This is a genomic window from Arthrobacter cupressi, from assembly GCF_900099975.1.
Classification (GTDB): Bacteria; Actinomycetota; Actinomycetes; order Actinomycetales; family Micrococcaceae; genus Arthrobacter; species Arthrobacter cupressi.
This window is the reverse complement of sequence record NZ_FNEI01000011.1, coordinates 88,970-101,643: the sequence shown is the minus strand read 5'-3', so window position 1 is coordinate 101,643 and position 12,674 is coordinate 88,970. Positions and strand designations below refer to the sequence as shown.

The 12,674-nt window shown below is 69.2% G+C and carries 11 protein-coding genes; 3 read left to right on the top strand and 8 right to left on the bottom strand.

Features of this window, described 5'->3' with window-relative positions; genetic code table 11:
- Nucleotides 1–148 precede the first annotated feature (148 nt).
- A complete protein-coding gene (locus BLP88_RS13450; RefSeq protein WP_074589948.1) occupies nt 149–1,108 on the top strand; it encodes an AraC-like ligand-binding domain-containing protein in 960 nt (319 codons plus the stop codon).
- Here BLP88_RS13450 and BLP88_RS13445 read toward each other — a convergent pair.
- From BLP88_RS13445 to BLP88_RS13420, 6 genes are all read right to left on the bottom strand, one after another.
- The gene (locus tag BLP88_RS13445) at nt 1,105–2,586 is read right to left on the bottom strand and encodes an MFS transporter (protein WP_245679867.1); all 1,482 of its coding nucleotides are present in this window, start codon (nt 2,584–2,586) and stop codon (nt 1,105–1,107) included. The two genes, BLP88_RS13450 and BLP88_RS13445, sit on opposite strands and share 4 nt — an antisense overlap.
- 71 nt (nt 2,587–2,657) lie before the next feature.
- Nucleotides 2,658–5,681 (bottom strand): AAA family ATPase, encoded by a 3,024-nt coding sequence (locus tag BLP88_RS13440; RefSeq protein WP_074589946.1) that lies wholly within the window; start codon nt 5,679–5,681, stop codon nt 2,658–2,660.
- The gene (locus BLP88_RS13435; protein ID WP_074589944.1) at nt 5,678–6,931 is read right to left on the bottom strand and encodes an exonuclease SbcCD subunit D; all 1,254 of its coding nucleotides are present in this window, start codon (nt 6,929–6,931) and stop codon (nt 5,678–5,680) included. Before BLP88_RS13435 ends, BLP88_RS13440 begins: the two co-directional genes overlap by 4 nt.
- Nucleotides 6,932–7,034: 103 nt before the next feature.
- Nucleotides 7,035–7,991 (bottom strand): MIP/aquaporin family protein, encoded by a 957-nt coding sequence (locus BLP88_RS13430; RefSeq protein ID WP_074589942.1) that lies wholly within the window; start codon nt 7,989–7,991, stop codon nt 7,035–7,037.
- 193 nt (nt 7,992–8,184) lie between these two features.
- Nucleotides 8,185–8,565 carry a DUF202 domain-containing protein gene (locus BLP88_RS13425; RefSeq protein WP_074589940.1) on the bottom strand — a complete coding sequence of 127 codons (381 nt, stop codon included), beginning with the start codon at nt 8,563–8,565 and terminating at the stop codon, nt 8,185–8,187.
- On the bottom strand, nt 8,562–8,918 hold the full coding sequence (locus tag BLP88_RS13420; RefSeq protein WP_074589938.1) for a YidH family protein: 357 nt from the start codon (nt 8,916–8,918) through the stop codon (nt 8,562–8,564). The genes BLP88_RS13425 and BLP88_RS13420 overlap by 4 nt, the downstream gene beginning before the upstream one ends.
- A gap of 74 nt (nt 8,919–8,992) precedes the next feature.
- Here BLP88_RS13420 and BLP88_RS13415 point away from each other — a divergent pair, with 74 nt between their 5' ends.
- A complete protein-coding gene (locus BLP88_RS13415; RefSeq protein ID WP_074589936.1) occupies nt 8,993–10,081 on the top strand; it encodes an ADP-ribosylglycohydrolase family protein in 1,089 nt (362 codons plus the stop codon).
- A 6-nt stretch (nt 10,082–10,087) separates the two neighbouring features.
- Here BLP88_RS13415 and BLP88_RS13410 read toward each other — a convergent pair whose 3' ends face one another.
- A complete protein-coding gene (locus tag BLP88_RS13410; RefSeq protein WP_074589934.1) occupies nt 10,088–10,612 on the bottom strand; it encodes a DUF4395 domain-containing protein in 525 nt (174 codons plus the stop codon).
- A gap of 69 nt (nt 10,613–10,681) precedes the next feature.
- Entirely contained in the window at nt 10,682–11,719 is a 1,038-nt protein-coding gene (locus BLP88_RS13405; protein ID WP_074589932.1) for a 3'-5' exonuclease, read from the bottom strand.
- 95 nt (nt 11,720–11,814) lie between these two features.
- Here BLP88_RS13405 and BLP88_RS13400 point away from each other — a divergent pair, with 95 nt between their 5' ends.
- A complete protein-coding gene (locus BLP88_RS13400; RefSeq protein WP_074590023.1) occupies nt 11,815–12,579 on the top strand; it encodes a VTT domain-containing protein in 765 nt (254 codons plus the stop codon).
- Nucleotides 12,580–12,674: the final 95 nt, after the last annotated feature.

Here is a 12,674-nt window from a genome sequence, read left to right as displayed (position 1 = left end):
CGTACTGCGGGTGCCCGGGTGTCCGCGGCTCCTGCCGGAAAGGCCACCCGGCCCGGCCTGAAGTGTAGAATTGCGGGCAAGCTCACACCCCGGCTGGCCCCGTTCCAGGAGGCCGCGGGCGCATATCGGGGCCGTTCGAAGGAGTTCCATGACTGCCGTGGCCGAAACCGGCGCCTCCGCAGTGCAGACCGTCGTCGCCGACAGTTTCCAGGACTGGAGCCGTGCCATTTCAAAATCCTTTGTGCCGCTGATGGTCAAGGACAACGGGGCGGCGGAGTTCCATGGAACGATGCGTTCCCGGGTCCTGGGCAACATCTCCGTGGTGGAGGTGACGGCGGGGCGGCACGCGGTGGTCCGCACCCCGGCCCTGATCGCCAAGTCCGCCACCCGGTACTTCAAGCTCAGCATCCAGCTCACCGGAACGGGAACGCTCATCCAGGATGAACGCGAGGCGGTCCTGGCGGCCGGTGACCTCGCCATCTACGACACCTCCCGGCCCTACGAACTGCGCTTCGACGGCGATTTCCGCAGCCTGGTGCTGATGTTCCCGCACGAGCAGCTCGACCTTCCGGCCGGCGCGATGGAGCACGTCACGGCGCTGCGGATGCCCGGCGACGAGGGCTTGGGCGAACTTATCAGCCCGTTCCTGGTCCGGCTGGCCGACAACCTCGAAGCGCTCTCCGGAACCAACGGACTGAGACTGGTCCACAACGCCCTGGACCTGGTGACCACGCTGTTCAATGGCGAACTTGACCAGTTGGTGGATGCGGGCCGTGACCCCCACCTGCTGCTGCTCGCCCGGATCCACGACTACATCGAAGCCAACCTCGGGGACCCCACCCTCGGTCCCGGTTCGATCGCCGCGGCGCACTATATTTCCACCCGGCACCTGCACGATCTGTTCCAGGAAATCGGCACCACCGTGGCCGCATCGATCCGCCAGCGGCGCCTGGAGCGGTGCCGCCGCGACCTGCGCGACCCTGTCCTGGCAAACCGGCCGGTCACCGCCATTGCGGCCCGCTGGGGGTTCACGGACGCCGCCCATTTCAGCAGGATCTTCCGGGCCGCCTTCGGCAATTCCCCCACCGGGTACCGGAACGCGGGCTAGGCTCCCGGTCTCCGGCCGCCGTCGGGCTGGCCCGCCTTGCCGCGCCGCAGCAGGACGCCGGCCAGCCCGCCGAGCACGGCCAGGGCGGCAGCCGAAGCCAGGGAAACCAGGAACGCTGCCGCGAAGCCCTGGCTCTGCGCCGCCTGGCCGCCCAGGAAAGCGCCCAGGGCCGTGCCGGCGACGATCCCGCTCGCCAGTGCAGTCATGACCGTAGCCATCCGGCCGGCCGGGGCCACCAGCCCGCCGATGCTGAACACCGTGACCATCACCGGGCCCACAGGGATGCCGACCACCAGCAGGACGGCCGCCATCGGCCAGATCCCCGCGGGCAGGAACAACAGGAGCGAGAGCACGGCCATCAGCGCCGCGGCCGAAGTCCAGCGCGCAGCGAGGCCGAACCGCTGGGGCCAGTAGGCGACCGACAGTGCAGCGACGGCAGAGCTGAGTCCCATGACCGCATACATCAGGCCGGCAATCTCCGCCGTGGCGAACTGTGCGGAAAAGGCGCTGAGCGCGTTCTGCAGGGAGCCGAAGAAGGTACCCATGCAGACCATCGCGAGCACGGCCACCGCCACCTTGAGCCAGGCCAGCGCCCCGGCCCCTCGTCCGGGCTTAGTATCCGCATGCTGCCCGACGCCGGCCCCCGCCTTGCGCTTTGCGGGCACCACAGCCAGCTGTGAAGGATGCACCGCGAAGGCGGGAACGAGGGTTGCCGTGAGGAGGGCGGCGAAGGCCAGGGGGAGCCAGGGGGCGAAGAGACTGGCCAGGAGGCCGACCAGGGCGGGCCCGAGCACGAAGGTGAATTCGTCCGCTGTCCCCTCATAGGACAGCGCGGTGTCGAGCTCGGCCCGCCGGGTGGCGATGCTGCCCTGGCTGCGGCCAGTGCCCGGCTCCGTGGCCGCCAGGTCCCGGGTGGTGAGGGCCATCCAGCGGACCCTGGCCATCGGTCCGACCTGGGGGCAACTGGCGCCGGAGAGGAAGGCGGTAAGGACTACCGCGGCGGGGCCGGCGGGCGCGGCAAAGTCGTGCGTGAGGTAGGCGGCGATGATCAGTGCGGCGACGGCCAGGGTGTTGACCGCGGCAGCACACAGCAGCACCGTGCGCTGCCCGGCACGGTCGGCCAGCGCACCGAGCACCGGAGCGCCGGCGGCGGAGCCAATGCCGACGGCCCCCGCCGCGAGGCCGCCGATCGCGTAGGAATGGCTCACCGCCGTCGCAAGGGTCAGGGCGCCGACAGTGAGCATCGCCAAGGGCAGGCGGGCAAAAAGCGCAATCGGCAGGAAGCCCGGGCCGGCGAGTTCCGGGAGCCGGGCGAAGCGGCCGGGCAGCCGGGAACGCCGGGCGTTGCTGCGGGCGGGGCCGTCGGCCGGGACTGCTGCTTTTGCAGGGACTGCGGAACCCGTGGCTTCAGTCGAGGAGGGTTCAGGGGATGCGGCGGCGCCGTAGGCTGCCGCCTTATGGGAAGGCAGGGAGGTCATGTTTCCTGGTTCGCTAAAGGGTGCGCATCGTCCCTCCTCCCGATGCGCGCGACCCGGGTAACCCGGCCATTCTACCGGACGTCGGCCTCCAGCACCCGGACCGTGGAGCCGTTCCTTCCTTTTTCCACCTGCAGTTGGCTCGAGATGCGCTGTTTCATTTCCGCCACGTGGCTGACCAGGCCGACCACACGGCCGCCGTCGCGCAATCCTTCCAGGGCATCCATGACCTGTTCCAGGGCCTGTTCGTCCAGGCTGCCGAATCCCTCGTCAACGAAGAGGGTTTCGATGTCCACCCCGCCTGCCTCCTGCTGCACGACGTCCGCCAGCCCGAGGGCGAGGGAGAGGGACGCCATGAAGGATTCGCCGCCGGAAAGGGTGGCGGTGTCCCGGTGCTGGCCGGTCCACTCGTCGACGACTTCCAGGCCGAGGCCGGATTTCTGCCCGCGGGCGGCCCGGGCGTCGGTGTGGCGAAGCGTGTAGCGGCCGTCGCTCATGGCGACAAGGCGCTCTGACGCGGCGTCGGCGACCTGCTCAAGCCGCGCGGCCAGCACATAGCTGTTGAGGCTCATCTTGTAGCTGTTATCCCCCGCCCCGCGGGCGGTGTCCGCCAACGCGGTGAGCATCCTGGCACGCTCGCGGGGCAGGTGGACGGCCTCGGCGGCGGCCGCGTAACGGGAACGGATCGACGCCAGCGAATCCACGGTGCGTGCGGCCAAGCCCGCGGCAAGGTCGAGGCTGCGGGCGAACTCCGTGCTGCGGCCGGCCTCCCGGACCAGCTCCGCGAGGTCCTCTTCGCCCAGCGGGAATTCGCCCACCTGTGCTTCCTTGGCCGCCAGCACGAGGTCTTCCGATTCGAAGAGCTCCGCGACCCGTGCGCTTTCCTCGTCTGCTTCCCGGACCTGCCGATCAAGCCGTGCGGCTTCGGCGTCGTCCAGGAGTTCACGGCGGGCCGCCTCCGCCGATGCGAAGCCTGCCGCTGGCAGGGCCTGCGCGAGTGCCTCCCCGGCGTCGGCGCATGCTTCCTCGGCCCGGTCCAGCTGCTGTCGGGCGGAAACGACTCCCTGGAGGAGCGACTGCTCTTCGGCAAGATCTGCCATGCGGGCGCGCAGGCTGGCGAATCCGCCGCGCAGTGCAGCAAGGGTGGTTTCCAGGTCAGCGTGCTGTTCGCCCAGCGCAGCGGCGGTGGACTCCGCCTGGGCCGCCTCAGTGGCGGCGCGCGCGAGTTCCTGCTCGGCTCCAGCGATCGCGGTGCCGAGGCGTTCAATCGCAGCCCTGACCCCGGCGAGTTCCGACGCCGCCGCGCGCGCCCCGGCCAGGGACTGCTCAGCTGCGGCGAGCCTGTCCGCAACCTCCTCCGGATCGCTGTCTCCTCCTTGCGCCGCGAGCACGGCCGCTTCCTGCTCCGCCGCGGCATGTTCGCCCGCCAGGCGGCGCACCGTGGCATCGCTCGTTTCGAAGAGTTCGTGGGCCGCTTTTTCTTCGTCCGCCAGGGCGGGCCCGGAGAGGACAGCCTGGGCCGGCTGCGGGTGCTCGCAGCTGCCGCAGACAGGGCAGGACTCGCCCTCTTGCAGCTTGTCCGCCAACTCGGCCGCAGCATTCCGCAGACGCAGTTCGCGCAGGTCGAGCCAACGCTGGCGCAGTTCCAGGGAGTCGTGCCGCGCGGCGCTGTGCCGCTCTGCCGCGGACGCGACCTGCTGCAAGGCGCCGGCGTACCTTTCGATGGTCTCCACAAGAACCGCCGCGGCGGCCGCCTCCTGCTCGCACCGCTCGAGGCTCGCGGCCCTGCCTTCCAACGGGGCGATCCGCGCGGCAAGTCCCTCTGCTTCCTCGCGGAAGGCCGACAGTTCCGCGGTCCGGAGCGCGACGGCGGCCTCCCGCCGCGACCGTTCGGTGCCAAGTGCGGCGAGACGTGCGGCGAGGTCCTGCAGCCGGTGTTCGTCGGGGATCCGGGCGTCCAGGACAGCCAGTTTCTCCTGAACCTCCGCCAGTGCCGCAGCGGGATCGCCACTGTCCGCGGCGGCTTCCTGAAGCCGTTCCCGGGCGGCTGCCAACTTCGCGGTCGCGGCCGAACGCGCAGCGTTAGCCCTGTCCATCCCGTCCAGTTGCCCGCCCAGCACAGCGGCCTTCGCATGGCGGCCAAGCTTCTCCCTGGATTCCTGGTTGGACTCCGCGTCCGCGGCGAGTGCGTCCCGGCGCAGGACGGCGGCCCGGAATCTGGCGTGCCGCCGGCTGCGTTCCTGTGCGGCCTGGAGCCTGTCCGCGAGCTGCAGCCTCCCGGCCTCCGCCGCTTCCGCTGCGTGGCGGCGCCTTGCCAATTCGGCGCATGCGGCGTCTTCCATATCAGAGAGCCGGTGCTCGGGCGCAGGCCCGGGCTGACCGCCGTCCGCTGTTTCCGGCGCAGCCGCTCCCGCCTCTGCTCCGAGCTCGGCGAACTCCGCTTCCGCGCGCTGCATCAGCAACCGCAGGCCGTTCTCCTCCGTTTCAACGACGGCGCGGGCATCCTGTGCCTGACGGCCGAGTTGCTGTTCGAGCGCTTCGAACCGGGCTGTCCCGAACAGCTTCTGTAGCAAGGCCAGGCGGTCGGCTGCCTTGGAGCGCAGGAACGCGGCGAAGTCCCCTTGGGGAAGCATGACCACCCTGGTGAACTGTTCACGGTCCATGCCCAGCAGTTCGGTGATTTCGGCGCCGGCTTCGTCGTTGCGGGAAGACTTCTCTTCCCACGAACCGCCCGTATATTCACGGAGCAGGGTCTTGGCCTGCTGGGTGGTGAAGCCTTTGCGTCCGCGGGCACTGGGGCGGTCCCAGGCCGGAGAGCGCGTGACTTCGAAGCGCCGTCCGCGGGCGGAGAATTCGCAGACCACGCGCGGCTCGGCTGCGGGACCCGCGTGGTCACTACGCAACCTCTTGCCGTCCTGGCGTGCCCCGGGCACCGAGCCGTAGAGCGCAAAGCAGATGGCGTCCAGCACACTGGTTTTGCCGGCACCGGTGGCACCGTTCAGCAGGAACAGGCCCTGGGCGCCGAGTTGGTCGAAATCGATGGTCTGGACGTCGGCAAACGGCCCGAAGGCTTCGATTTCCAGGCGGTGGATCCTCACAGCTCTGCTCCTTCCAGGCGGACCGCTTCCAGTGCTTCCCGGAGCGCCGCCGTCTCCTGGTCGCCTGCCGCGCGCCCGCGGACATGGTCCAGGAAGCCGCAGCACACCCCGAGGTCGTCCTGCGCCCCGGCCACTCGGCTGCTGTAGCTGATCTTGCCCTTTTCCGCGCCGCCCTCGGGTTCGAAGCCAAGAACCAGGGTGTCCGGAAAGCGGGTGCGAAGTTGTTCCATGGCCTGGGGCGGGCGTACGGGATCGGTCAGGGTGACTTGGCAGTAGGCAGATTCGGCCCAGGACAGCTCCGGTGATTCCAGGAGTTCGGCCAGCCGGCCGCGCAGGACGGCGAGTTCACGCGGGGCCTGCCACAGGACCTCGGTGACGCCCGCAAGTCCGTCCGGGCCGACGTCAAGAAGCCAAGCGCCCTTCCGGTGTTTTGATTCGGAAAAGGAGTACGCCAGCGGCGAGCCGGAGTAGCGAACATTCGGCGCAAGTTCCTGCCGGCCGTGGAGATGGCCCAGTGCCGTGTAGGCAAAACCTTCGAACAGGTCCAAGGGGACGGCGCCAAGCCCGCCGATACTCAACTCGCGTTCGCTGTCCGAGGTGATCCCGCCGCTTGCGAAGGTGTGGGCGAGGACCACCGCATGCACGGACGTGGCACCGCGCCGTGCCGCGAGGTCCGCCCGGATGCGTTCCACGGCCGCCCGGGTGACGTCGAAATGGTGGGCGGCGGCCTTGAGTTTTCCTGCCACGAGCCGCGGTTCAAGGTAAGGAATCCCGTAGACGGCGAGCAACGCTCCAGGATGATCCGGTCCTGGATGATCGGGCCCTGAGTGATCCCGTCCAGCGTGGCCACCGGGGTCTTCCGCGGCGCCGACCACCCGCGGACCCTCTTCGCCCAAGGAAAACAGCACCGGGGAGTCAAGCTCCTCGACCCGGGTGCGCAAGTGGACTCCCCCGCGTTCCAGCAGCCGTGAGGCGAAACCAAGGCGGATGGCGGAGTCGTGGTTTCCGCTGGTAAGGACAACCTGCGCACCGGCTCCGGTGATGCCCACCAGGGCTTCGTCCAGCAGCTTGACGACGTCCAGGCCGGGCAAGGCGCGGTCGTAGACGTCTCCGGCGATCAGCACCACGTCCACGGACTGCTCACGGACGAAGTCCACCAGTTGGGCAATGAACGCGCGCTGGGCGTCCAGCATGCCGACACCGTGGAAGGAGCGGCCCAGATGCCAGTCCGATGTGTGAAGAAGCCTCATGTTTCCAAGCTAGGTGGCGGCACCGACATTATTGGCCAGCGGCCCGCCGACACGGCGGAACCGGGGTACTCCCCCCGGAAAGGCCGCCCCTCGTATGTCCTGTTCAGTCCCGATTGCCGTCGAAGAAGTCGCGGGCCTCATCCCGCTGGGCAGCGTCCCGCGCGGCAGTGTCCCGCCGGGCGGTTTCCGCCGGGGCGTCGCCGCCGTCGGGCTCTGCTCCCCCGTTGGGGCCGTCTTCATTGTCGTCCCCCTCGGGAGCGCCCCCGTCAAGCGCGTCATCGTCAGAAGCCGCCTCGTCAGGAACGGCTTCGCCGGCTGCTGTTTCCGGGGCCGGGAGGAGGCCGAAGCCGCGGAACACCAGGCCCGCAATGGCAGCGCCCATCAGCGGGGCCACCCAGAACAGCCAAAGTCCGCCGGCAGCCCAGCCGGTGGAGAAGAGCGCAGCGGCCGTAGCGCGGGCGGGGTTGAACGCGAGGTTACCCATCGACTGGCCAAGCTGGAGGAGTACGGCCACGGTCAGCCCGACGGCAAGCGGAGCGGACAGCGCGGCGCTTTTCCGTCCCAGGCTGGCCCCGAGGTAGATGGCCACCAGCAGCGCGGCACCGAGCACCTCGACCAGCAGGGCGCCGGCCAACTGGACCTTGATCACCGAATGCTCGCCGAAGCCCGAGGCCACGGTGTCGAACGCGGCCCGGCTGTCGCTGATATTCGAAAGGCTCAGGACAACCGCGAAAAGGACAAAGGCGCCCAGGATGCCGCCGATCAGCTGCGCCGCAAGGTAGGCCAGTCCGTCAGCGAAGCGCGTCCTGCCGGCGATCATGGTACCCACGGTGATGGCCGGGTTGAAGTGCCCGCCGGACACGGCCCCGAAGGCAAGCATCGCAGCCGTGACGGCCAGGCCGGCGGCCAAGGAATCCGGAAGCGGGTTCAACTGCGGTACGGCAAACAACGGAACCCCGAGCGCAATCACCACGAGGAACAGGGTTCCCAGGGCCTCTGCGGCTGCCCGGGCAAGCAGGCGGGTGCTGCCGGAGCGGGAAGCGGACACAACTGAGGTCATTTCTGGGAAGTCCTTCGCGTAGGGGGGGTGTCCTGTCGGGTGGCATCCCCCGGACACGGGTCCATTCAGGGGCAAGCGCGGAACAGGGAGAGGCCATTCGCCTCCTGCATCCTGCCAGCCGATTCTGGACAGTTCCTGAATGCTAACAGAGGACACCGGGCCCCGAACTGAGCGTGCGAAGTTGGGAGGAGCGTTAGTGCCCCAGCGCCACGGCCGCGAGCGCGGCGGCTCCCAGGACCAGTACAGCCAGCGTGCACAGCCGCATCATTGCCGCGGACGGCGCGGCGGCACCCGCGGGAGCGAGGCTGTTGGCCTGGCCGCGCAACCGGCCCGCGCCGCGCAACTGGTTCGACCTTGCCCAGACGACACACCCCAGCACGATGGTCGCCGCGGCTGCGGCGGCCGCGCAGAGTCCCTGGTAGAACGCTCCTGGAGTGCCGCCGTCGCCGGCTGCAGCAGAGAGCCAACTGCGCCAGACGAACAGGTCCGCCACCAGCAGCGTGAGCAGGGTGCGGCGCCACGACAAGGTGGTGCGCTCTGCCTGCAGCCCGGGGTCCCGGACGGCGGGGCTCACCTGGCCACCAGGATCAGCACTGCAAAAACGAAAGCCGCCACCGCCACCACGATCGTCATGGCCAGCAGCAGGCGGGAAAAGGGCAGCGCCTGGTCCTGGCGCATGGCTGCCTCCATGAGGCCCCAGCGGCGGTAGGCCATGACGGCCAGCCCCGCGCCCACCAGGGCAAGCATGAGGCACAGGACGATGCGTACGGTGTGCGGGGCAATGTTCGGGGCAAGCTGGTCGATCGCAACGGCGCCGGCGAGCAGTGCCAGGGACGTCCTGATCCAGGCGAGGAAGGTCCGTTCATTCGCCAGCGAAAAACGGTAGTCCGGGGTTTTGCCGGTTTTGCGCCACTCGGGTTCACGCATCTGCGTCCTCCTCTTCCCGTGTGCCACCGTACCAGCGCGGTCCCGGCACCGTGCGCCACGGTAGATTTACAGGCATGAGCGTTCCCCCTGTGACTTCCTCCGCGCCCACCCCGCAGTCCCGGATCCTGGGCTGCCTGCTTGGCGGCGCCCTGGGCGACTCCCTCGGCTACGCCGTGGAATTCGATCCGATCGACACCATCCGCGCCCGTTTCGGTGCCGAGGGGCTCACCTCCTTCGGACAGCTCGACGGCGGCAGCCACTTTTCGGACGACACCCAGATGACCTTGTACACGGTCGACGGGTTGCTGGAGGCGCTCGAATGGGCCAACGACGGCGTGGCCGCCGATGAGACCGCCTGCCTCTGGCTGGCCTACCTCCGTTGGCTCGCCACCCAGGGCGTGGAGACCCCGTCCTCCGCCCCTGTCCCCCAGCCCCGCTGGATCGACGGCCATGAAGTCCTGCGGCACCGGCGCTCCCCGGGCAATGCCTGCCTTAGCGGACTGTCCGGCGGTGAGATGGGCACCGTGGCGCGGCCGGTCAATCCCGACTCGAAGGGCTGCGGCACGGTGATGCGTTCGGCACCGTTCGGGCTCATCCCGCACATCGGGGAGGCCGCCGTCTACAAGCTCAGCGCCGGCGCCGCCTCACTGACGCACGGGCATCCCTCGGCGCGGCAAAGCGCGGCCGCCTTCAGCGTGCTGATCCACCGGATCATGGCCGGCGCGGAGGTCCGGGACGCCGCGCAGCATGCCCTGGAGGTGGTAGAGAACCTGCCCGACGCCGACCCCGACCTGGTAAAGCGGCTGCGCCGTGCGCTGGAACTCACAGCGCGGGAACTGCCGGCGGGCGCCGCACTCAGCCCGGAGGAACTGGTGGGGCAACTGGGTGAGGGCTGGGTCGCCGAGGAGGCCCTCGCCGTCGGGCTCTATGCGGTCCTGGCAACGGACGCCGGCGGGCAGGATCCCGCCGCGCACTTCCGCAAAGCCGTGGCCCTGGCGCTCAACCACAGCGGGGACAGCGATTCCACGGCGTCCATCGCCGGGAACATCCTGGGCGCCCGCTATGGCGAGGAAGCCCTTCCCGCAGACTGGCTCGCCGAGCTGGAAGCGCCGGAACTGATCCGCGGCATGGGCGAGCGGCTGATCGCCGTCACGCTGGGCTAGTCCGCGTCAGAGCCGGCGCAGCTCGATGTTGTTGCAGGCCTCGCAGACGGACTCGGGGATGAGGCCGCGGCGCTGCAGGAGGCCGAAGATCGCGCATCCAAGGCAGAAGCCGGCAAACGCTTCCAAGGATGCCGCCACAATCAGTACGCCCAGCAGGACCCAGGCCGCCGGCGCGAACCCAAGGAAGTACAAGGCTGCCGCAACGGTGCTCAGCCCGGCTCCGATGCCCTGGGCGAAGCGCTTGGGCGGGCCAGGCACCAACTTTGCGCGCCCGATCCGGGGCGCAAGGACCTTGACCGACAGCAGGGCGAACGGTGAGATCCGCGGCCCGAACAGCACCCGGAGCCAGAATCCGGCGGCGATCAGGACCAGCCCGGGTCCGAAGCCGGTGGCGAGGGTGGCCACCGCCGCCACCACGACGAGCGCGGCGGTGATCCTCGCCGCAAACTCGTTGACGGGGTTGGGGAAGGCGAAGATCCCTCGGCCAGGGATGGTTCCGGAGCCTTGCTGGGCTGTGCTCTGCTCGGACATGGTTCAAGGCTAGGGACGCCTGTCCGGGCATGGGAAGCATTGTTGCGCCGTATGAAACGGCGGCAGCGCTCAGGCGCCGCCGACCATCTGCAGGAACTCCCCTTCGGAGAGCACCTCAATCTGCTGCCCCCGGCCGTGCAGTTCCAGTACGCGCTTGGCCTTGCCGGTCAGCCTGCCGCTGCGAAGGTCGTCCGCCACAAAGCCGTCACCCACCACGAGCACAGTTGTCCGGCCGGTCACGCGGCTTTCGGGCCGCGCCCCCATCTCGGCGGCACGCTGCTTGGCCTCGGGACGGGCGATTGCCAGGTCCCCGGTGAACACTACGGTCTGCCCGAACAACGGATGGCCGGGTTCGGCGGCCAGGTTGGGCTCCGGGTTGGGGCCCTCCTCGGGCCAGGCGGCCCAGCCCCGGGCGGAAGATCCGACGGCGGCCCCTCCTGGCGCGGCGGTCCTGCGGGTTCCGGCGCCCAGCACTCCGGCGCTCCCCCGGGCCGCGATGGCGGCGAGGCTCTGCTTGGACAGGGCGTCCCCGGGCCGGACGGCCTGTTGCGTGGGAATGGCCAGGCCGAGCGACAGGTAGAGTTCCGCGATGCTGTTGGCCTGGTTACGGCGGGCGATATCGATGAGGATTCCGGCGCAGGCGCGGGCGTCTTCCGAGGCGTCGTGGTGGTTGACCAGGGGCACCCCTGCCTCCTCGGCCGCGTAGGGCAGGGAGTTGGAGACCAAGGAGTAGCAGCGGCGGGACAGCATCACCGTGCAGACGTAGTCGTACGCAGGACCCGGCAGGCCGGACACTTCAAGGCCGGAACGGATCACGCCGAGGTCGAAGGCTGCGTTGTGGGCGGCCAGGATGTCGTCCCCGATGAAGCCGGCAATCTCCGGGAACAGTTCGCCGAAGCGCGGTGCCCCCGCCACGTCCTCGGCACGGATCCCGTGGATCCGGGTGTTGTGGAAGTCGAAGTGGTCATGGTGCTCCGGCGGCCGCATCAGCCAGGATGCCTCCTCGACCACCACGCCGCCCCGGACCTTGCTCAGCCCCACCGAACACGGTGATCCCCGGAAGCCGTTGGCCGTTTCGAAGTCAATCGCCGTAAAGTCCAATGCCACCTGTCAAGGGTACAGGGAGCGCACGGGCCGTCCGAGCCACGGCAGGCCGCCGACCCCTGCCAGTCACGTACCCTTGAAAGGTGACCCTTTCTGCGATAAGCGACTTTGCCGTATCCACCTTGGGAGGCGCCGGCCCCGTGCAGCCGCATATGGCCTCGTTCCTCCCCGACTGGCTGAACCCCCAGGTTTTCCTGGCCGATCCTGCCCTGGCCCCGTGGGTGGTGCTGCTCGTCTGCGGCATCGTATTCGCCGAAACCGGCCTTTTGGTGGGCTTCTTCCTGCCGGGCGATTCCATGCTCTTCACGGCTGGCCTGCTCGTGGCCACGGACACCATCAAGTTCAACATCTGGGCCCTGGCCGCCCTGATCATCGTGTCCGCGATCATCGGCAACCAGACCGGCTACTTCATCGGCTCCAAGGCCGGCCCCGCGATCTTCAACAAGCCCGATTCCCGCCTGTTCAAGCGCGAGAACGTGGAAAGCGCGCACGCCTTCTTCGAAAAGCACGGCGGCAAGGCCCTGATCCTGGCCCGCTTCGTCCCCATCATCCGCACCTTCGTCCCCGTAATCGTCGGCGTGGCGCAGATGGACAAGCGCAAGTTCTTCCTTTTCAACGTGGTCGGCGCGCTCCTGTGGGGCGGCGGCGTCACGTTGCTCGGCTATCTCCTGGGCGACCGCGTCCCGTGGGTCCGCGACAACCTGGACATCATCTTCATCGTGATCGTCCTTATCTCGGTGATCCCGGTGGGCATCGAGGTGCTCCGCGGCTTCCTGGCCAAGCGCAGGGCGGCGGCGGACGGCACCGATCCCGTGGAGGAATTCATCGAGGAGCACGACGGCGGCCACCGCGGCGAGCGCTGAGCGCGCCGGTCCGGTACACCGGATATCAAAGCACAACAGCAAAGGCACCCTGCCCTGCAGGGTGCCTTTGCTGTATGCGGGTCGCCTTCTTCAGC

Coding starts and splice junctions, on each gene's coding strand:
- BLP88_RS13450 (WP_074589948.1), top strand. CDS start 149: ATGACTGCCGTGGCCGAAACCGGCGCCTCCGCAGTGCAGACCGTCGTC.
- BLP88_RS13445 (WP_245679867.1), bottom strand. CDS start 2,586: ATGACCTCCCTGCCTTCCCATAAGGCGGCAGCCTACGGCGCCGCCGCA.
- BLP88_RS13435 (WP_074589944.1), bottom strand. CDS start 6,931: ATGAGGCTTCTTCACACATCGGACTGGCATCTGGGCCGCTCCTTCCAC.
- BLP88_RS13430 (WP_074589942.1), bottom strand. CDS start 7,991: ATGACCTCAGTTGTGTCCGCTTCCCGCTCCGGCAGCACCCGCCTGCTT.
- BLP88_RS13420 (WP_074589938.1), bottom strand. CDS start 8,918: ATGCGTGAACCCGAGTGGCGCAAAACCGGCAAAACCCCGGACTACCGT.
- BLP88_RS13415 (WP_074589936.1), top strand. CDS start 8,993: ATGAGCGTTCCCCCTGTGACTTCCTCCGCGCCCACCCCGCAGTCCCGG.
- BLP88_RS13410 (WP_074589934.1), bottom strand. CDS start 10,612: ATGTCCGAGCAGAGCACAGCCCAGCAAGGCTCCGGAACCATCCCTGGC.